18 protein-coding genes are annotated in these 21,205 nt (G+C 45.7%); 9 read left to right on the top strand and 9 right to left on the bottom strand.

Going from position 1 to position 21,205, the window contains the following annotated elements; genetic code table 11:
- Window positions 1-53: 53 nt before the first annotated feature.
- The 3 genes from recA to kdgR all read right to left on the bottom strand — a co-directional run bounded on the left by recA (window position 54) and on the right by kdgR (window position 2,756).
- The gene (recA, locus tag OCU74_RS03410) at window positions 54-1,106 is read right to left on the bottom strand and encodes a recombinase RecA (RefSeq protein WP_087480256.1); all 1,053 of its coding nucleotides are present in this window, start codon (window positions 1,104-1,106) and stop codon (window positions 54-56) included.
- Between the two features lie 197 nt (window positions 1,107-1,303).
- Window positions 1,304-1,801 carry a CinA family protein gene (locus tag OCU74_RS03405; RefSeq protein WP_087480255.1) on the bottom strand — a complete coding sequence of 166 codons (498 nt, stop codon included), beginning with the start codon at window positions 1,799-1,801 and terminating at the stop codon, window positions 1,304-1,306.
- Window positions 1,802-1,973: 172 nt separating this feature from the next.
- On the bottom strand, window positions 1,974-2,756 hold the full coding sequence (kdgR, locus tag OCU74_RS03400; protein WP_087480254.1) for a DNA-binding transcriptional regulator KdgR: 783 nt from the start codon (window positions 2,754-2,756) through the stop codon (window positions 1,974-1,976).
- Between the two features lie 256 nt (window positions 2,757-3,012).
- Here kdgR and kduD point away from each other — a divergent pair, with 256 nt between their 5' ends.
- The 6 genes from kduD to OCU74_RS03370 all read left to right on the top strand — a co-directional run bounded on the left by kduD (window position 3,013) and on the right by OCU74_RS03370 (window position 7,712).
- Window positions 3,013-3,774: a 2-dehydro-3-deoxy-D-gluconate 5-dehydrogenase KduD gene (gene kduD, locus OCU74_RS03395; protein WP_087480253.1), complete on the top strand. Its 762-nt coding sequence runs from the start codon at window positions 3,013-3,015 to the stop codon at window positions 3,772-3,774.
- A gap of 77 nt (window positions 3,775-3,851) precedes the next feature.
- Window positions 3,852-4,178, top strand: coding sequence for a cupin domain-containing protein (locus OCU74_RS03390; protein WP_087480252.1), 327 nt, complete (start codon window positions 3,852-3,854; stop codon window positions 4,176-4,178).
- 37 nt (window positions 4,179-4,215) lie between these two features.
- The gene (locus OCU74_RS03385) at window positions 4,216-4,857 is read left to right on the top strand and encodes an RpiB/LacA/LacB family sugar-phosphate isomerase (RefSeq protein ID WP_087480251.1); all 642 of its coding nucleotides are present in this window, start codon (window positions 4,216-4,218) and stop codon (window positions 4,855-4,857) included.
- A gap of 177 nt (window positions 4,858-5,034) precedes the next feature.
- The gene (locus tag OCU74_RS03380) at window positions 5,035-5,964 is read left to right on the top strand and encodes an alpha/beta hydrolase (protein WP_087480250.1); all 930 of its coding nucleotides are present in this window, start codon (window positions 5,035-5,037) and stop codon (window positions 5,962-5,964) included.
- 123 nt (window positions 5,965-6,087) lie between these two features.
- Entirely contained in the window at window positions 6,088-7,044 is a 957-nt protein-coding gene (locus tag OCU74_RS03375) for a 2-dehydro-3-deoxygluconokinase (protein WP_087480249.1), read from the top strand.
- A 44-nt stretch (window positions 7,045-7,088) separates the two neighbouring features.
- Entirely contained in the window at window positions 7,089-7,712 is a 624-nt protein-coding gene (locus OCU74_RS03370; RefSeq protein WP_087480248.1) for a bifunctional 4-hydroxy-2-oxoglutarate aldolase/2-dehydro-3-deoxy-phosphogluconate aldolase, read from the top strand.
- A gap of 85 nt (window positions 7,713-7,797) precedes the next feature.
- Here OCU74_RS03370 and OCU74_RS03365 read toward each other — a convergent pair whose 3' ends face one another.
- From OCU74_RS03365 to OCU74_RS03340, 6 genes are all read right to left on the bottom strand, one after another.
- Complete coding sequence (locus OCU74_RS03365) at window positions 7,798-9,234, bottom strand: EmmdR/YeeO family multidrug/toxin efflux MATE transporter (RefSeq protein WP_234993561.1); 1,437 nt, start codon at window positions 9,232-9,234, stop codon at window positions 7,798-7,800.
- A complete protein-coding gene (locus OCU74_RS03360; RefSeq protein ID WP_087480247.1) occupies window positions 9,231-10,901 on the bottom strand; it encodes a pectate lyase in 1,671 nt (556 codons plus the stop codon). The genes OCU74_RS03365 and OCU74_RS03360 overlap by 4 nt, the downstream gene beginning before the upstream one ends.
- 120 nt (window positions 10,902-11,021) lie before the next feature.
- On the bottom strand, window positions 11,022-12,302 hold the full coding sequence (locus OCU74_RS03355) for an ABC transporter substrate-binding protein (RefSeq protein ID WP_087480246.1): 1,281 nt from the start codon (window positions 12,300-12,302) through the stop codon (window positions 11,022-11,024).
- A gap of 42 nt (window positions 12,303-12,344) precedes the next feature.
- Window positions 12,345-13,484 carry an ABC transporter ATP-binding protein gene (locus OCU74_RS03350; protein ID WP_087480245.1) on the bottom strand — a complete coding sequence of 380 codons (1,140 nt, stop codon included), beginning with the start codon at window positions 13,482-13,484 and terminating at the stop codon, window positions 12,345-12,347.
- A gap of 19 nt (window positions 13,485-13,503) precedes the next feature.
- On the bottom strand, window positions 13,504-14,415 hold the full coding sequence (locus OCU74_RS03345) for a carbohydrate ABC transporter permease (protein WP_200807688.1): 912 nt from the start codon (window positions 14,413-14,415) through the stop codon (window positions 13,504-13,506).
- A 2-nt stretch (window positions 14,416-14,417) separates the two neighbouring features.
- A complete protein-coding gene (locus OCU74_RS03340) occupies window positions 14,418-15,302 on the bottom strand; it encodes a carbohydrate ABC transporter permease (RefSeq protein ID WP_087480244.1) in 885 nt (294 codons plus the stop codon).
- Window positions 15,303-15,920: 618 nt separating this feature from the next.
- Here OCU74_RS03340 and OCU74_RS03335 point away from each other — a divergent pair.
- From OCU74_RS03335 to OCU74_RS03325, 3 genes are all read left to right on the top strand, one after another.
- On the top strand, window positions 15,921-16,637 hold the full coding sequence (locus tag OCU74_RS03335; protein WP_087480243.1) for an oligogalacturonate-specific porin KdgM family protein: 717 nt from the start codon (window positions 15,921-15,923) through the stop codon (window positions 16,635-16,637).
- Window positions 16,638-16,826: 189 nt separating this feature from the next.
- Window positions 16,827-19,064 (top strand): right-handed parallel beta-helix repeat-containing protein, encoded by a 2,238-nt coding sequence (locus tag OCU74_RS03330; protein ID WP_087480242.1) that lies wholly within the window; start codon window positions 16,827-16,829, stop codon window positions 19,062-19,064.
- A 326-nt stretch (window positions 19,065-19,390) separates the two neighbouring features.
- The gene (locus OCU74_RS03325; RefSeq protein ID WP_087480241.1) at window positions 19,391-21,160 is read left to right on the top strand and encodes a sodium:solute symporter family protein; all 1,770 of its coding nucleotides are present in this window, start codon (window positions 19,391-19,393) and stop codon (window positions 21,158-21,160) included.
- The last annotated feature ends 45 nt before the right edge of the window (window positions 21,161-21,205 follow it).

Raw genomic sequence — 21,205 nt, 5'->3', positions numbered from 1 at the left:
AAAAAAGCCCCGCATAGATGCAGGGCCGGATTGAATTCACGGTAAATACTGAATTAAATCTCTTCTTCTTGCTGGAATGTCTGTTCAATGCCGTCATTGCCTTCTTCAGGAATTGCATTGTTACTCAGCAACATTTCCCGAATTTTGCTGTCGATAACCTTCGCTACTTCAGGATTTTCACGCAAGTATTTGCAAGCGTTGGCTTTACCCTGACCAATCTTGTCACCGTTGTAGCTGTACCAGGCACCAGCCTTCTCAACCAGTTTATGTTTCACACCTAAATCAACCAGTTCACCTTCACGGTTAAATCCCTGACCATACATGATCTGTGTGTTTGCCTCTTTAAATGGTGCCGCAATCTTGTTCTTCACAACTTTAATCCGGGTTTCATTACCGACGACTTCGTCACCTTCTTTAATCGAACCGGTACGACGAATGTCAAGACGAACTGAAGCATAGAACTTCAGCGCGTTACCACCCGTAGTTGTTTCCGGGTTACCGAACATCACACCTATTTTCATCCGGATCTGGTTGATAAATATACACATACAGTTCGACTGCTTCAGATTTCCGGTTAACTTACGCATTGCCTGAGACAGCATCCGCGCCTGTAATCCCATGTGACTGTCGCCCATCTCACCTTCAATCTCTGCTTTTGGTGTCAGAGCAGCAACCGAGTCAACAACCATTACATCAATTGCGCCGGAACGAGCCAATGCATCACAGATCTCCAGAGCTTGTTCACCAGTGTCAGGCTGAGATACGAGCAAAGCATCAATATCAACCCCCAGTTTCTTCGCATAAACAGGATCCAAAGCGTGCTCTGCATCGATAAACGCACAAGTTTTTCCTTCACGTTGTGCTGCTGCGATCACTTCTAGTGTGAGAGTTGTCTTACCTGAAGACTCAGGTCCGTAGATCTCAACGATCCGGCCCATCGGCAGCCCACCGGCACCTAAAGCAATATCCAGAGAAAGTGAGCCGGTAGGAATAGTTTCAACATCCATGGCACGGTTATCACCAAGACGCATGATTGACCCTTTACCAAACTGCTTCTCAATTTGTCCCAGTGCGGCGGCCAGTGCTTTTTGCTTGTTCTCGTCCATTACTTTCTCCAGACAGTCACTTTTTAGATATTAAGTCTATGGGATTTACCCGAAATGTGTGAAGTGATTATACTGTAAATTCATACAGTGTCCAGACCTGCTGATAAATTTTCCTGACCGGATTAGGGAACTGAACAAAATTTAAACTAAACCCACCAGCACTAACTAATCTGGTTATATAATCACTGAATTAAACACTATTCTGCGAGTCGTTCTTCCAGATAATCATGTAGTGTCTTCAACGCATGGTAAACAGCCTGTGACCGAATTTGCGTCCGATCTCCGGAAAAGTGCACGGTTTCGATCTTCTCCCAACCAGACTGAGCCTTCCAGGCAAAACAGACCGTCCCCACAGGTTTTTCTGCGCTTCCACCTCCGGGTCCGGCAATCCCGCTCACAGAGATCGCAATAGACGCCCGCGAGTGTTGCACCGCACCTTCAGCCATTTCACGGGCTGTTGCTTCACTGACAGCTCCCCACTTCGTGAGTGTTTCCGGCTGAACACCGAGCATTTCCATCTTTGCCTCATTGCTATAGGTCACAAACGCCCGGTCAAACCAGGCAGAACTTCCCGCAATAGCCGTAATCGCTGTCGCGATGCCTCCCCCGGTACACGATTCAGCAGTAGCCAAGACATCGTGACATGCAGAAAGCAGCACTCCGACACGCTGACTCAAAGACTCATGTAATTCCATGTCTATTCCTTTTAGTTTTGTGGTAAAGCAGTCATCGGAACAAAAGAGCAACAATTCCGAATCATCCATCCTAAATAGTCACCGGAACAAAGAAAAGTGGACGCGCAAAAAATCATCCATAAAAAATGGCAGCGAATCGCTGCCATTTTCAAAAACCAATATCATCCATCGGTTATGCCGGATATTGATGATATCCGAGATGTTCAGAAATATTTTTACCCGCTTGCTGAAGCAACCCGACATAATAAGACATCCGTTTTTCATCAAAACGGATCGTCGGGAATGAAATCGATAACCCGGCAATAATATTACCGAAACGATCATAAATCGGAGCAGCAAGACAACGCAGCCCGGATTCCTGTTCTTCATTATCTTCGGCGAAATGCCGCTCTCTGACATAAGTCAGTTCAGACAATAGCTGATCAACATTTTCCAGAGTCTTGTCGGTATGTTTCACAAATTCAACAGATTCCAGTACCTGACGAACAAAAGATTCATCCCGTTCTGAAAGTAAAACCTTCCCGATCGCTGTACTGTAAAGGGGATTACGCCGCCCGATTCGAGACTGCATTCTCAGGTTATAGCCCGAATCAATCTTATGAATATAGATAATTGCGTTTTCATCCAAAGCTCCGAGATGCACCGCTTCATTGGTTTTCTCAGAAATACAATGCATTTCTTTATCAGCCAGAGAAACAAGATCAACATATTCTAATGATTTGGCACCTAATTCAAACAACTTCAGCGTCAGAGAATATTTATCGGCTTCCCCTTCCTGAGAAATATATCCCAGTGACTTCATGGTTTGCAGAAAACGATAGGTCGTCGCTTTAGACATCATCAAACGTTGAGACAACTCAGACACTCCGATTTCTTTCTGCTCACCTAATGCCTGAAGAATACTAAATACTTTCAACACCGAAGATACGGCTTCTGGCTGGGTCGATTTCTGCATGAATTATCTATTCCTCAAATAATTTTTTCTTTCATTATAACCAAGAGAATTCAGAGAGCCAGTAATTTAAAAAAGCCATTTCAAAAATTTAGAACCAGTCTCAGAATTGACAAAAATAAAGATGCAAATCATATTTTATGAAAAAGCGTTTCAAAAAAAATTGCCAGTCAAAATATTTTTGTGTAATGTTACTCACACGAAACGTGAGCATGTCATTATTTATTCACGATGCAAGATACCACTGGAGGAAGCAGATATGATTCTCGATTCATTTAACCTGCAAGGAAAGGTTGCAATTGTCACGGGATGTGACACAGGATTGGGGCAAGGAATGGCATTAGGTTTAGCAGGTGCAGGCTGTGATATTGTTGGTGTTAACATCGCTGAACCCACAGAAACAATTGAAAAAGTTCAGTCTCTGGGCCGGAAATTCATTGATATTCGGGCAAACCTAATGAAACTGGACGATGTCCCTGCAATTATTGACCGCGCGGTCACTGAACTGGGACACATCGATATACTGGTAAACAATGCCGGAATTATCCGCCGTAATGATGCGATCGAATTTTCAGAAAAAGACTGGGATGATGTCATGGACATCAACGTAAAATCAGTCTTCTTTATGTCTCAGGCAGTTGCAAAACAGTTTATTGCTCAAGGCACTGGCGGTAAAATCATCAATATTGCTTCCATGTTGTCTTTTCAGGGCGGCATCCGTGTTCCTTCATATACAGCTTCAAAAAGCGGCGTTATGGGCATCACCCGTCTGATGGCCAATGAATGGGCAAAAGATCGGATCAATGTTAATGCGATTGCCCCCGGTTATATGGCAACAAATAATACCGCTGCACTCCGGGCTGATGAAGCACGTAACCAAGAGATTGTTGAACGTATTCCTGCTGCCCGTTGGGGACTTCCTGAAGATTTAGCCGGACCTTGTGTATTCCTGGCATCTTCTGCCTCAGATTATATTAATGGCTATACCATTGCTGTTGATGGCGGCTGGCTGGCACGTTAACCGTAAATCCACAGTTAAGAAGGGAATCCTTACGGGTTCCCACAGTCCTTCGGTCACATTGAAGAAAGAGGGAAAAAATGTTTGTTTATAACCAGGATATCGCGCTGGAAGATCTTGGCAGTGGCGTGTCACGAAAAATACTTGCCTACAGCGATAACATCATGACAGTCGAAGTTCATTTCGAAAAAGGTGCTGTCGGTGCGATGCACAATCATCCCCACGAACAGCTAACCTATGTCCTGTCCGGTGAATTTGAATTTACGATTGATGACGAAACGAAAATCGTTAAAGCCGGTGATGTTCTCTACAAAAAACCCAATGTAATGCATGGGTGTGTATGTATCGAACCAGGTGTGCTGCTCGATAATTTTACACCGATGCGACAAGATTTCATCAATTCATAGAATCTACATCGCGGCACCGGCCGCAGGAGCATAAAACATGAAAATCGCGTTAATGATGGAAAATAGTCAGGCTGCCAAAAACTCAGTCGTACTGAATGAACTGACTCAGGTGGTCACTCCTCAGGGCGACTCAGTCTATAACGTTGGTATGAGTGATGAGAAAGATCACCACCTGACCTATATTCATCTCGGCATTATGGCGAGCATCCTCTTAAATTCAGAAGCAGTCGATTTCGTCGTTGCAGGATGTGGGACAGGACAAGGTGCAATGATGTCACTCAACATCCACCCAGGTGTCGTCTGTGGTTACTGTCTGGAACCTTCTGATGCGTTTCTGTTCAACCAAATCAACAACGGTAATGCCCTGTCTCTGGCGTTCGCCAAAGGTTATGGCTGGGGAGCAGAACTGAACATCCGTTATATTTTTGAAAAAGCATTTACAACCGGTGAGCGTGGACAAGGATATCCTCTGGACCGCGCCGTTCCACAAAAACAGAATGCCGGTATTCTGAATCAGGTCAAATCCGCTGTCGTCAAAGATAACTACCTTGATACGTTGCAGGCCATTGATCAAGAGCTGGTCAAAACAGCTGTGTCAGGTCCTCGTTTTCAGGAATGTTTCTTCGACAATTGTAAGAAACCAGAAATTGCAGAATACGTTCGCTCTCTGCTGAAATAGTTTCTTTTCTTTACTGATCGATCTCTCAAATTATTGGGAATCAGTACTTTGTCAGCCTGCCATGGGCTGACTTTTTTTATTCTTTTTCTTCCAACCCATGAAAATACCTCAAAAATGTCACATATAAAAAATGATAGTGTATAAATAAACGGCACATTAATAACCTGAGATATCTCTATGAATGAAACGCCCCAGACACCTCTGCAAACCCTCAGACAACTAGAAACATCCTGCACTGTTCAGCCTATCTGGCCTGTTACTCTTCCACCCGGAACCTGTCCGCCGGAAGTGACAGAACGTACTCTAAGCCCGGACATTCCTGACCGAATTATTACCGGAGTTCAGAATCCGGAATGTATGGTCTTCCACCCGGAAACACCAAACGGTATCGGCGTTGTGGTTTTTCCGGGTGGCGGATACATGAAGCTTGCCATTGATAATGAGGGGATTGCTGTTGCCAAAACACTCGTCACCATGGGCTATACCGTATTTGTCTGCTCTTACCGTTTTCCCGGAGAAGGTCATGAATTCGGTTCGGATACGCCTCTGGCCGATGCTCAACGGGCAATACGCTGGGTTCGGCATCATGCAGAACAGTGGAGCCTGAGATATGTCGGTATTATGGGATTTTCTGCCGGAGGACACTTATCAGGTCAGTTACTGACCCGCTATTCCGAAACATTCGGGACAACAACGGATGAAATCGACCAACATAGTGCCCGGCCTGATTTCGCCGCCCTGATATACCCGGTTGTCTCTATGCGAGAAGATAATCGGCATCAGGGAACCATGGAGCGATTACTAGGAAATGTTCCGACTCAGGAGCAAATCGATCGATACTCTGTCGAATATCATATCCATACAGATGTTCCACCGTGTTTCCTGCTGCATGCAGCTGATGATGATGCAGTCAGTGTGAACAATAGCCTCCTGTTATGGCAGGCACTACGAAATCATCATATCCCGGTAGATATGCACCTATTCGGGCAAGGTAAACACGGGTTTGGTATCAATAAAGCAAAGCACCTCCCGGCAGGAGAGTGGCCTCAGCTTTTTCATCGCTGGTTAACCTGTCAGAAACTCTCAGGGAAATATGCACCGAATTAGTGTCGAGCCTTGCTTAAAATCAAAGAACCGAGGATCTTTATCACAATTTATGAACCATTGTTTTATTTTTTTGGCAACAGAAAATAAAATAGTCTGACTATCCGGCTGTACTCAGGAGCTTTTATGTTGCCGATAACTCAAGTCGCCATTATTGGCGAATGCATGGTTGAATTAAGACGATCCGACAACGGGGTCGAACAGGGATTTGGTGGTGATACACTGAACACCGCTATCTATCTTTCACGCCTGACCCACTCACAAGGCATTACCACATCTTATGTCACAGGGTTAGGCAAAGATCCCTTCAGCCAGGATATGTTACAGGCATGGCAGCAGGAAGGTATTTGTACCGATATGGTTTCCCGCTCACCCGATAAGTTACCCGGTATTTATGCCATAGAAACCGCGGCAGACGGCGAACGAAGTTTTTACTACTGGCGCAATGACTCTGCCGCCAAATACTGGTTACGGGATCAGACGCCAGCAGAGCTTGCCGCCCGACTTGCCCGCCACGGTTTAATTTACCTCAGCGGCATTAGTCTGGCCATTCTGCCGATGGACTGCCGGGAAGCCTTGCTCGAATCTCTTCGTCTCTGCCATCAGGACGGAATCTCTATAGCATTTGATAATAATTTCCGCCCTGCACTATGGCACAGCACCGCAGAAGCACAGCACTGGTACACACAAATCTTATCCATCACAGATTTCGCGTTTCTGACTTTCGATGATGAAACCGCACTCTGGGGGGATACACAAGTTTCCCAAACTGTAGAGCGAACCCGCCAATTCGGTGTCAAAGAGATCATCATCAAACAAGGTGGAGATGCCTGTATCGTTATTCAGGGTTCATCTCAGTGGGATGTTTCTCCAACGCCAGTCAAACAGATTGTCGATACCACTGCGGCCGGAGATTCTTTCAGCGCTGGATATCTCGCCGCCCGTCTTTTGGGAAATACATGTGAATCAGCAGCCCGGACAGCCCATAAAGTTGCCGGACAAGTGATTCAGCATCGTGGAGCAATCATTCCCAGACAAAATATGCCCGTTATTGAAGATCCTGTCATTGAGGGTCAAAGTTAACATGACTGGTTGATCACCAGATCTGTTGTAACAAGGAAAAGAAGATGAAAACACTCGAACAGCAGTTAGAAGAGATCCGGGTTGTCCCGGTTATCGCGCTAGACGATGCACAAAAAGCGGTAAAACTAGCTCAGGTACTCATAGAAAATGGCCTTCCCTGTGCTGAAATCACTTTCCGGACAGAGCAAGCGGCTCAGGCCATTGCCAGTATGCGTGAAGCTTACCCGGAAATGTTAATTGGTGCCGGAACCGTTCTGACAACAGCTCAGGTTGACGCTGCAATCGCTGCCGGAGCTGACTTTATTGTCAGTCCGGGCTTCAACCCAACAACCGTAAAATATTGCCAGCAACGACAAATTACTATTGTTCCGGGAATCAATAACCCTAGTCTGGTTGAACAGGCAATGGAAATGGGGCTGAAAACACTGAAGTTTTTCCCTGCCGAGCCTTCCGGTGGCACAGCAATGATCAAAGCAATGTCTGCGGTTTATCCGGTTCGCTTTATGCCAACCGGCGGAGTCAATCCTCAGAATGTTAAAAGCTATCTGGATATTCCCAACGTGCTTGCCTGTGGCGGAACCTGGATGGTTCCCAATAAACTGATCAATGAAGAAAAATGGGATGAGCTGGCTACACTTGTCAAAGAAGTTGCTACGGTCATCAGTTGATATCTCATCCCCATCAAAGTAATACCATTCTGACAAAGTATCTGATTATCTGAATGGTTATGGTAAGCAAAGCACCTGAGATATCTCAGGTGCTTTTCCGGTAATAGACTGATAACCAACGTTTAGTGATCATACGATAGAAATAGATGATCCCACGCACCCACCAGTCAGCATACATACCAAGCCAGATACCATAGATATTCATATTCAACGTGATCCCAAGAATATATCCCAGAATGATCCGTCCACCCCACATACTTGCAATCGCCACCCACATACAGAAAGTTGCGTCTTTTGCTCCCTTAAATGCAGAAGGCAACACAAAAGATGCTGCCCAGATAGGAATCATCAGTGCATTGATGAGCAACAGTTCAGTCACCACCTCGACCACAGCAGTATCAGTGGTATAAAAACGGGCAACATTTTCTGCGACCGGAACAATCACTAATGCAAAAAGTGTCAGCAATACAGTTGCGATCCAGAAAATCAGCTTCATTTCCTGATAAGCCACATTCGGTTTCTGCTGCCCCAGACGTTTGCCGATCAAAACCGTCGCAGTCATCGCCAGCGTGTTACCGGGAATATTCAATAACAGTAGCACCGAAAATGTCACCACATTCCCGGCCATAGCGACAGTTCCCATCCCCGCAACCATGATCTGCGTGATCAGTTTTCCCAGATTAAACATTAACGACTCAACACTGGCCGGAATACCGACCGCCAGAATATCAACCATCGTTTCCCGCTGGAATGGACGAAAGTATTGCCGTAGCCGGACTTTCAATGTGGTATTTCTGACCAGACAGACCAGAATAAGTAGTGCTCCGGACCATCTGGCTGCAATAATTCCGATTCCGGCTCCAACCAGTCCCAGTCCTGTCCAGCTGCCGGGGAAAAACTCATTGAATCCATATATCAGTGGATAACTGAACAAGATATTCAGTAGGTTCATCATAATATTACTAATCGCTGGTAAGCGGGAGTTCCCAATAGCCCGTAATACACCACTCCCTGCCAGCGTGATTGCCAGTGCCGGATAACTGTATGCCACCAGCCGGAGATAAAGCTCACTGAAATCGACAACCTGAGTTGCTGCTCCATAAGCAACAACCGATAAAATCGGGGAAACAAAGAAGTGGATAATCAACAAGGCAACCAGACTAATCACAACGCCTAACGTCACAACCTGACTGGCACAATCCAACGCTTTCTCCCGATCCGAACGCCCGAAAGCCTGAGCAATCACAACCGAACCACCAAGTGCGATGGCAGTCAGAACTGAAATCACGATCCAGGTGACACTGTCGGTAATCCCAACAGCTGCGGTTTCTTCCGCACCGAGTCGGCTCACCAGCACAGTGCTGATGATCCCCATCATAACCACACACGAAAGTTCAATAAAAATAGGCCAGGCAAATGGCCAGATATCACGCCTGAACAACACCAAGTGCCGCTCTCTTAACCAGAAACGGAAACGTCTCCGGGGCGCAGGTTTAGTCATAGATAACGATGTTTCACTCACGATGCAGACTCCGTCGACATCGCCATCTCAGGATAAGGCTGGCTATAGATAACATCCCGGTCATAAACAACTTTAATTTCTCCGGCAATGCGCTGCTCTCCATGTAAGTATCCTCCCGTAGAAAACAGTGGCGGAATTTGATCATAATTCTGCTGATATGCAGCTTCGATGGCCAGTAGTGCGTATGGAACCGGATCATCCAATCGGGCATTATCATGCTGAGGATGCGCCATAAACAGTCCACTGCCCGCATGATAATGCTGTTCCAGTAAATTCCCGGCCACAACATCAGCCAAACGTAACAGGTCCGGATACGGATGCTGCTGGTTTAACTCAAGCAAAGCAAAAATCAGATATGCGGATGCAAACGAAGTTTCTGTAGCAATACGGACAGGAACCAGCGTGGCCGCATCCATTTCTCCTAAACCGAAACGGGCAAACATACGGGCAACCAGCCCATACAGCTCGGTGTCATTTGTCAGAAGCGCAGCTTTCACCAGCGGTAACAGATAAGCAGGATCTGCCGGCAACCGGGACAACGTTGTTCCTTTGTTTCCATAATAGCCATCCCGGACAAAAGTGTATCCCGTCATATCCTGTCCATCATTCCACATCGGGATCATTTGATTGGCTTTTTCATCCCAGGCATAGCGGAAATAAGATTTCAGTCCATCGGCAACCCAGTCCAGCCATTGCTGATCCTGAACTTGTTGTGCACAAGTCATCATTGCCAGCGGATTATCAACAATGAGCGGCCAGCAATCCCGGAACAAAACATTAGCTTCCCGGGCAATACCACCAAATTCTGGTCCAAACTGGCGGGCGGCCCGGTCACCGAACCAGGAATAAGTCAAACGATCATCATCCGGCACCGGCTCCCGCTGCATTGGGGAAGAAAACTGGTAAACCGGCATACCGGTTTCAGGATGACGAGCCAGCACAAACTGCCGATACAGGTGTTTCGCCCACTGCAGCGCATCCTGATCTCCGGTGTAGCGATAGTAGTGCACCGCGGCATAAATCAAATCAGTCGATGCATTCACAAAAGTCAGACCAACCGTTTCAGGTAGCTGAGGCCATAAGGACGGATCAACGACCGCCTCAGGGCGATATCGCTGAAAAATATCTTGTGGAAATGATTGCTCATATTCACCATGTCGGGTCAAATCGAGTTTTTCCCAATCCGTAACGTGGGCAGCCCAGAAGCCTTTCAGATAATTTTGCGTCACTTCCGGGCGAATCTGATGGAGTAAATCATAATAGGGAAAATGATGCTTCAGCTCATGTACCCGGGCTTTACTTTCCGGCCCTTCCGGATGCCCGGAATTCAGATGAACAAACAGATGCCCACCCCATTGAAACAACCCACTTTCTTCATCCACATAATGATCAAGAAAATATGCGGCAATCTGTTGTGCCTGCTGCCGGAAGTTATCGTCTCCGGTCACCACACTCATCGCTGTCAGTCCCCGCATCAGATTCTGCTGGCTGGCAAAATTGCTCATTGGAGCACGTCTTCCATCCGGATAGGTCCAGCAGACCGGTTCCCCGGTAGTCACACAAATCCCATCCGCCAGAAGCGGGGAATGCTCAGAATGAGCCAGTGCCAGCGCCTGTTGATAAAAGCGTGTCACGATAGCGAGCCGGGAGCTTCGGAATTCAGACATGATATTTCTCCAATTCAGAACAGACATTGCCGTTGATAAGACAGTGCCCTAACAGCAAAACAGGCAAAGCCCCATCAACAGGTGCTTTGCCAGAACATAAACATTGCCAGGATAAGAATTTTATTTTGCGATGCGCTTCAGAATCCGGTTCCCCCGGCGCAGGAAGTCTTTCGCCGCACCATTCACATCAGTCTGACCATAATCCAGTTGTTGCATCGATTCTTCAAACAGCTCAAGCAACTGAGCATTATCGGTATATGGTGTCGGAATAATTTTCTTCGGCAACTGTTGAGCTAAACGAAAGCCCTGATACGCAAGACTTTGATCATCGACCTGACCGGCATCCTGCAATATTTTGAATCCAGCGAGGCTGATCGGCATACCACGGGCTAGTCCCATCGCTTTGACTCCATCCGGATCATTGAGCAGAAAGTCCACTAGCAACGCGGCTTCTTTCGGATGTTTTGTATTTCGTCCGATAGAGAACATCATCGAAGGTCTGGTAAGTAGCCCTGAATCGGTGGCATGATCAAGCATCGGGTATGGCCCTAATTCCAACTGCATCGGAGGTGCGAGGTTGGCTGAGTATTTCCCTATCGCAGTATCCCACATATAGAGTCCGCCAAAACGGCCGTCGATCCACGGACGCATCTCGTACATGTTTCCCTTACCATAGGAGGCAAACTCTTTGGTTGATGGGAAAAGATGGTTCTTCACCTGATCGACATAAAGCTGGAAGAATTGCGCCATTTCCTCTTGATTGAAATTGATCAGATTGGTGTCATGATTGATGATATCTTTGCCATATTTCTGGATGACATAAGATCGGTTCATCGCAAAGACATCCCGGGCCTCAACCACTAACGGATAATAATCATCACCGAGTTTTTGTTTGAAAGCCAGCCCGACTTTCATCAACTCATCCCATGATCTCGGGTAACTGACACCGGCTTTTGCCCACATATCTTTGTTGTAGAAGAACACCCGGGAAGTCATACTCACCGGCAATCCATTCAGTTTCCCATCAATAGTTGTCAAACCAAGCGACCCGGGGAAATCAAACAAATGCAAAGCATCAGCCTGAGCATTCATATCGTAGAAACCTTTCCCATCCCGGGAGAAAATCGGCATCCAGTTCCAGTTGGTTTGCATGACATCCGGCTCGGTATTTCCGGCAATTTGGGTTGTCAAACGGGATAAATGCCCATCCCAGCCGGTATATTCAGCTTTAACTTCAATGTCCGGGTATTTTTCCTGAAATTTTTCCAAAGCCTGAAGGGTTGCCTGGTGGCGGTTGTTCCCACCCCACCACGACATCCGCAATTCAGTCTGTGCCTGTACGGCCATGGATGCGGTTGCAATTACGGCAGAAATCAGTGTAGTCAGTACCTTTTTATTCATGGATTTGTCTCCAGATTAGTTTATTGTTGTTCTCCAATTCATTTATTGTTGTATTGAGATATTCTTTTCCGTCTCCTTGTCGAAGATGTGAGCTTTATTCATGTCGACCACAAAAGTCACACCCGTCTGTAATTTCATATCGAGCTTATCCCGGACATCATCGATCGGCACCCGGGCGATAAATTCCTGCCGGCCGATGCGGAAGTGGACATACACTTCATGGCCCATGTTTTCCATACGGATCACATCACCGATAATGGTTTGCTGATGGGCTTCGGGTTCAGTCAGTGCCAGAGTGATACTATCCGGGCGAATCCCCATCATGGTATTCTGGTAACCATTTCTGCGGATGAAGTCGGCCTTATGATTCGGCAGGCGCAACGATTGCTCTTCCAGTTGAATAAACATGTCATCGCCCTGTTCAAAGATCATGACTTCGCACATATTCATTTCCGGCGCACCGATGAACCCGGCAACAAACATATTGACCGGATTGTTATAAAGTTCATCCGGGGTATCGACCTGCATGATTTCTCCCTGCTTCATGACACAGATCCGGTCGCCCATGGTCATGGCTTCGGTCTGATCATGGGTGACATAAACAGCTGTCGCAGGGTTATTTCCACTTTTCAGATGGCGGTGCAAATCGGTAATCCGGACCCGCATCGATGCCCGGAGTTTTGCATCCAGATTTGAAAGCGGCTCATCAAATAAAAATACATCCGGTTTTTTCACAATGGCCCGTCCGACGGCAACACGCTGAGCCTGACCTCCGGAAAGCTGTCTTGGCAGACGATCGAGCAGCTCTTCAATTTCAAGAATATTGGCCGCTTCTTCAACCCGTTGGTCTATCTCCTGCTTGGGTAGTTTTTGCAGCTTCAGACCAAACCCCAGATTTTCCCGCACCGTCATATGCGGATACAGCGCGTAATTCTGGAAAACCATCGCAATGCCGCGATCTTTCGGTGCCAGATTGTTCACAACCCTTCCGCCGATAACAATCTCTCCGCCGGTCACATTTTCCAGCCCGGCCAGCATCCGTAACGTGGTCGATTTCGCACATCCTGAAGGTCCGACAATCACCATAAACTCACCATCGTTTATGGTTAAGTCGACGCCATGAACCGCTTTAAAACCGTTCGAATAAACCTTCTCTAACTTCTTAAATTTCACTTCCGCCATTGTGATGACTCCTCAAAAATTAACCTTTAATACCGCTGCTGGTGACGCCTTCAACAAAATATTTCTGTGACATAAAGAACACCAGAATCGAAGGAATGATGGCGATAGAAGCCATAGCCAGAATTTCGTTCCATTTAGCCCCTTCTGTCACATCAATCGACATCTTCAATGCCAGAGCTATCGGATATTTTTCAACACTTGAGATGTAAATCAGAGGACCGAGGAAATCGTTCACCGACCACATGAACTGGAATAGAGCCACGGAGATAATTGCCGGCCTAATGACCGGAACGACAACATGCCAGAGCACCTGAAAAGAGTTACAGCCATCGATCATCGCTGCTTCTTCCATATCGGTCGGAACGCCTCGCAAGAACTGGATCAGCATGAAAACGAAGAATCCCTGTGTTGCAAATGCAAATGGCAGATAAAGTGGCAGATAAGTATCAAGCAATCCCATCTCACGGAACATCAGGTACTGCGGGATCAGCAGAACAGACTGAGGTAATAGAATGGTGGCAATCAATGTTGCAAACCAGAATTTTTTCCACGGAATATCAAACCGGGCAAATCCATAAGCAACAATTGTTGATGACACTACAGTGACAAACACTTTCGGCAACACATAAGCAAATGTGTTGATGATGTAATGACCAAAAGTAAACTCGGTTCCGGTCTTCCAGCCATTGATAAAACCTTCCATACTCCACTCACTCGGAATCAGATTCATGGACGAGAAGATTTCATGATTGGGCTTCATTGCGGCAGAAAACATCCACAATAAGGGATACAGCATCATTGCGCCCACAATAATCAAAATGGTATAGCGGATCGCGGCATTAATTTTTTCACGGCGAATTGTTCGCTCATTCTCCAGATAACTGGCTTCATCTTTTTTCTGTTCAGCAGAAACACTGATAACTGAAGTCATGATTATTTACCTCCCTTATCACCGGAATAGAACACCCAGTATTTCGAAGAACGGAATGTGATTGATGTGAAGATCGCAACAACAATGAACAACGCCCATGCCAGAGCACTCCCGTATCCCATATCAAAGAACTTAAAGGCTGTTTCATAGATATACAGAGAGATAAGATAAGTTGATTTCATCGGACCGCCGCCCGTAATGACATAAGGTGCGGTAAATTCCTGGAAAGCCTGTGTGGTCTGCATGATGAAGTTGAAGAAGATAACCGGAGTGATCAGCGGCACTGTCACCTTGATAAACATTTGCCACTTACTGGCACCATCGATCAATGCAGCTTCATACTGAGACTGAGGTACATTCTGCAAGGCAGCCAGGAAGATCACCATTGCCGAACCAAATTGCCAGGCACGGAGTAATGTGATTGAAAAAAGAGCAAAAGATGGTTCACCAAGCCAGTTCACTGCATCAATACCAACCAGCGCCAGCATCCCGTTCAACACCCCGTCAATGGCAAACAGTGCCCGCCACAGAACAGCAATTGCAATACTACTTCCCAGAATCGAAGGAATATAATAGGCAGTTCTGAAGAAGCGAATTCCTCTGAGCTTAAAGTTCAGGATAAATGCAATAAATAAAGCAAAAGCCAGCTTCACGGGAATCGTCAGGAAAACATACAAGAATGTAACACTCATGGATTTCCAGAACAGGTCATCTTCCGTCAGCATATACCGATAATTTTCAATACCGACGTAGTCCGGAGACGTCATCAGATCATAATCGGTAAAACTCATCAGGAATGACGATACAAAGGGAAATGCAGTAAAAACCAGTAGCCCGATAATATAGGGCGACAGGTAAGCAAGTCCTAACCTACGACTTTCATACATGTTGTTCTCGTCCTCTGAAAAAAACTACAGTTGCCGAATGGAAAATCTCCATTAACTTCTCATCCGGATTCGTTATTTCTATTAAACTGAATCCCACCTGAACTACCAGTTTTCAACCTCATAATTGTGATCTTGAATATCATTTTATCAATAAAATTACAAAAAATGTGAAATGCAGTTTCATTTTTATAATTAACCTTAAATCATTATTTTTTATAAGGCCATCACAATATTACAAGAATTAAATATTCACACTATCAATATAAAACCTATTCAAAACAGAATCTAACCTACTGAAAATAAAACCAAAAATTTATTTAGTCTCAACTAAAACCATATCATAAAGTATTCAATAAATACGAGAACAATCCGAATAACAGTCTTTATTATCAATAGGTTAATAATTGATTCTTTTTATCGTACACCATGCTCTGCATTTTATATTGACACACAATCAGACAAAATATTCCATAAATAATAGAGAGATCACGTTTATTGATACAATTATATTGAAACAGCGTTTCACAGATCACGTTATTAACGAAATCTAGTTCAATCATGTTGCAACAAGATCTAAATTGAACCACGAGAATACAAATAACAAAACGGTGTTTCAATATGAAAAGTAAACTAATTGCATCTGCTATCCTACTTGGTTTAACTGCTGGCGCAGCACACGCAACTTCACTAAATATTCGTCACGAATTCATTCCGGAAGAGGGCGAAAGATCCGCCAGTCACAAAGATCGTCTGCTGATGTCCCACCTGTTTGACAACGGTATCGGCATTAGTGAAGAGGTAAAATGGGGCTATGAAAACGATAGTGTGAATCTGGGTGAAATGAAGAGTGCCGGTCACGAAACAAAGATCGGCTATAACTACAAAATCAATGATGAATTCAAAATTCAGCCAGCTTATGCGATGGATTCATCTTCAAGTTCTATAACTCACAAATTTGATCTGAAAGGTGTCTATAAAATCAGTGACAGCTGGAATGCGTCACTACGCTACCGCTACGGAATGAAAGTTCCTTCAAATGACTCTCCGAATTCGCATTACAGCCAGGTGAATTTAGTCACCGCTTATCAACTGAATAGTGATTACAAAGTTGGGATTGACATCGAAGGAAAATTTGAACAGTCCGCATCTTCCGGCTATGACGGTAACAAAAACTATCTGAATCTGGTCAATCTGTTCGGTGAATATCAGGGATTTGAAAGCGGCTGGCGTCCGTTTATTGAACTCGGAATGACGTCTCAAGAAACGCTTAAAAGCACCCCAGGAAAAGATCAGTATGTTACCCGGTACCGTATTGGCCTGAAATACAACTTCTAATATCGGTTCTGACCTGTCGGAGTTGCAGTTGACACCAACCGACAACCGGAAAGCCGGCTGATGAAAAGTGTCTTGCTGGTATTGCTGCAACTTCTTCAGAAATAACACATAAGGCTGTAGTACAGGAAAGCATTAAGGCGTTGCTCTCTGACTACTCAGCCTTTCCTTTCAAACATGAGGTTCCACAATATGAAACTGCATAAGACGACATTTCTGCTGACGTCGATTCTGTCTTTATCTGCCTGCTCCCAATACACTGCATCAACACAAATACCAGCACCTCAGGATTTAACCTGGCAAGCAATCACCTTCGGTCAGTCGACGGATCTGAATTTCGCATCAACGATTCTGCCGGAAAAAATCGGCCTGAACGCAGTCACCATTAATGGACAACCGGTACAACCCGGACCGCTTCAGGACACATTTACCATTGAAAGCCGTGGGGGCAAGCTAGCCAACTCACATGAAGGCGTGACCTTTTATTACACAGAACTTCCGGCCAACGCCAACTTCACTTTATCAGCGACTGTAGTACTGAATCAGCTTGGTCCGGAAACCGGTTCAACACCGAACCGTCAGGAAGGTGCCGGTATTATGGTTCGTGATATTCTCGGTTCACCGCGTCTTGATCCTCAGCCTCCCGGTTCAGAAGAATTCCCGGCAGCATCCAATATGGTCATGAACTTACTCCGGGCCAATAAAAAGAAAAATAACGGACTGGTCAATGTCAATGCAACATACCGGGAAGGTGTTTACCAACCGTGGGGTACCAAAGGAAACCGCATCATCCGGGATGAATTTATCAAAGGTGTTCCCTATGGTGACAAAGTGACTTACCAAATGTCACTGATCCGGACTGATGACGGTTACACTGCCACATACCGCCACGGAGAAACCAGTGAAAGCCATGTCATTAAAGGAGCAAATACCAATATCATCACCATGCAGGATCCTGCGCATCAGTATGTCGGATTCTTTGCTTCTCGTAATGCTAAGGTAACGGTCAGTAATGTCCATCTGACACTGACTCCGGGAACAATTGCCAATGCTCCGGCATATCATCCTCAGCCGGCTGGCCTAGCCCTGCAACCAGCCTCACCAGACAAATCAGCGACATCAGATTATCTGTTTCAGTCCCGTGCCAGCTATGCCGGTTCGTTTACGCTTTCTCAGGATGGGCAGACTCTGGTCGAAAACCAGCAGGTATCCGCCGGTGAACTTTTCAGTGTCGCAACCAGATTAAAAGCGCCAGATACACAATTCTCGCTCAGTTTCACTGCATCAGAAGGTCCGGATCGTTCACCGCAACACTATCAGCAAACGGTCACCAAAGTCGCCCTGAATGATCCAATGAATCTACACGTAAATCCATCGGGTGATCATGGCAGACTCACACTGGCAGCAGCCATTGAACTCCTGCCACAGGGTGGCACTATTACACTTGAAGACGGTGACTATGGTGAGTTGCTTATTCCACTGACAGCCAGTGGGCAGGCAGGAAAAGTCAAAACATTGAGAGCTGGTGGTAATCATGTTCGCTTCACCGGTGACATCACCCACAAAGCAAACTACTGGTATGTTTCTCATCTTGAAGTCGCCGGAGCCCGTTATCTGGTCCACGGTAGCCATAACGTATTTGATCATATCAGCACCCACGATGCTTCAGATACCGGCTTCCAGATTACATCTCCATCCCAGTCACCCCGTCCGTTCTGGGCCAGCTATAATCTTGTTCAGAACAGCGAAAGCTATAACAATATGGATCCATCCCGGATCAATGCTGATGGATTCGCGGCCAAAATGCGGATTGGAAACGGCAACACGTTCATCCACTGTGTTTCTCATCACAATATCGATGACGGCTGGGATCTGTTCAATAAAGTTGAAGATGGTCCGAATGGTGTCGTCACCATCATGGATTCCATCTCCTATAAAAATGGCCAGACACTTCAGGTTAAAGCCAGAAGCGGCAGCCGTGGTAATGGGTTCAAGCTTGGTGGTGAAGGAATTCCCGTTGCACATATCGTCAAAAACAATCTGGCCTATCAAAATAATATGGATGGCTTTACCGATAACTTTAATCCGGGCCAGCTGACTCTGGAGAATAATGTTTCAATTGATAATAACCGCTTCAATTTTCTGCTCAGGAAAAGTCCATACACCGACACACTGAAGCAGGGAACATTCACAGGCAATCGCTCTTATCGTTTTTATTCTGCCAGTTCATATGATGATGTTGTGAACGCAGAAACCAAACGAAATAACACATTGATTGTCGATGGTCACTCAACCGATGCCAATGGAAAACAACCTACCGTAGCCCTTCTTTCCAAACTGAAGAAGGCCGCCAGAATTTCATCTCATGATCAGATTCCCGGCCAAACTGAAGTTCAGCATATCAAAGCATTGCTAACGCAAGCTCATTAATATGTTTATTGTCAGGTTTCGGCCTCCGAAACCTGACACCCTTCACGAATCTATCATCAGAACTATTTGATTTATCTATCATTTGATCTCTACATATCAGAAATGATCTAGACTGGTTAAAAATTATGATCAGGCAGTCAGTTGTTTTATTTTCTTTATTCTGTATCACAGCCTCAATACAATTTTGATGTCGCATAATCGAGACGCAAGTCACATTTAGCTCTCTTCAAATAAAAAATGAACCATCGTTTTGATATTAATCACACACCTTTTTATTATTTTGTTTAAAAATGATATCTGTTCAAATGCTCATAAAGGAATAAGCAATGCAATATGATTATCTTGTGATTGCAGGTTACTTCGTGCTGATGATTGCAATCAGTCTGCTGTTTAAAAAAATGGCCAGCGCCAGTACCAGTGATTACTTCAGAGGCGGCGGTAAGATGCTATGGTGGATGGTGGGAGCAACGGCGTTTATGACCCAATTCTCTGCCTGGACTTTTACCGGAGCCGCCGGTAAAGCGTTTAATGATGGTTTCGCCGTACTTGCCGTGTTCATCGGTAACATGGTGGCTTATGTCTTTGCTCATTTCTATTTTGCCCGTCGTTTCCGCCAAATGCGTGTAGATACACCAACCGAAGGGATCAAACGTCGATTCGGTAACGGTAACGAACAGTTCTTTACCTGGGTAATCATTCCGCTCAGCGTAATCAACGCCGGTGTCTGGCTGAACGGACTCGGTGTCTTTGCTTCAGCAGTGTTCAATACCGACATCATCGCCACAATCTATATAACCGGTGCAGCAGTTCTGCTTGTCTCATTGTTGAGTGGTGCCTGGGGTGTGGTTGCATCGGACTTTATTCAGACACTGGTTGTCGCCGTCGTATCTGTAGCCTGCGCCGCTGTCGCACTCTATTTTGTCGGCGGACCGGGTGAAATTATTCGTGAATTCCCCGGCGGCTTTGTGTCCGGTCCGGACATGAATTATCCACTGTTGCTGGTCTGTACATTCATATTCTTCATTGTGAAACAGTTACAGAGTATCAATAACATGCAGGAATCTTATCGTTTCCTTAACGCCAAAGATTCACGTAATGCAAGTAAAGCAGCACTGATGGCACTCATCCTGATGATGTTCGGTGCCGTTATCTGGTTTATTCCGCCATGGGCATCTGCCATTCTTTATCCGGATGCAGCCGCCGCCTATCCACAGCTTGGAGCAAAAGCCAGAGATGCTGTGTACTTAGTATTTGCCAGAGAAACCATGCCGTTAGGAACGGTTGGGCTATTAATGGCCGGTCTCTTTGCAGCTACCATGTCATCTATGGATTCAGCGCTGAACCGCAACTCAGGTATTTTTGTCCGTAGTTTCTACTCTAATATTGTCCGCCACGGTAAAGCGAAAGACAAAGAACTGCTTCGGGTCGGTCAACTGGCTTGTCTGGTAAACGGCATTCTGGTGATCTTAATGGCCCAGTTCTTCAACTCACTGAAAACTCTGAGCTTGTTTGATCTGATGATGCAAGTAGCAACATTGCTGCAATCACCGGTTCTTGTTCCACTGTTCCTTGGTATCCTGATCCGTAAAACACCGAAATGGACACCTTGGGCAACCGTAGTCTTCGGTATGTTTGTTTCCTGGATGGTTGTTGAGATCTTCACACCACAATTTGTTGCCAGTTGGTTTGGAATCGAAACGCTGACAGGCAGAGAAATCAGTGAACTCCGGACAATGATTACTATTGCAGCTCACCTGTTCCTGACTGCCGGTTTCTTCTGTCTGACTACACTGTTCTACAAAGAGTCCAACGACACATACAAAGAAGAAACAGAGAAATTCTTCGCAGATGTGGAACGCGAATGCGTGGTTACAGATAAAGAGCAAGATCAGTTCGACCGTCTCCAACGTGCAAAACTGGGGACATTGGTTATCTATATGGCATGTGGCCTGACACTGATGGTTCTGATCCCGAACCCACTATGGGGACGCCTGCTGTTCCTTGCCTGTGCGGCAACTATTTTTGCCGTCGGTTTCGCACTGAAGAAAAGTGCCAAAGTGGAAGAGATTCAGGGCAAAACTGTTTCTGTCCGTTAATCACTCATAAATTAATAAGGGCTGCCTGATTCAGGCAGCCCAACG

It is taken from the genome of Vibrio mangrovi, from assembly GCF_024346955.1.
Classification (GTDB): Bacteria; Pseudomonadota; Gammaproteobacteria; order Enterobacterales; family Vibrionaceae; genus Vibrio; species Vibrio mangrovi.
Note: the sequence above shows the minus strand (reverse complement) of the source record. Positions and strands in the feature narration are given on the sequence as shown.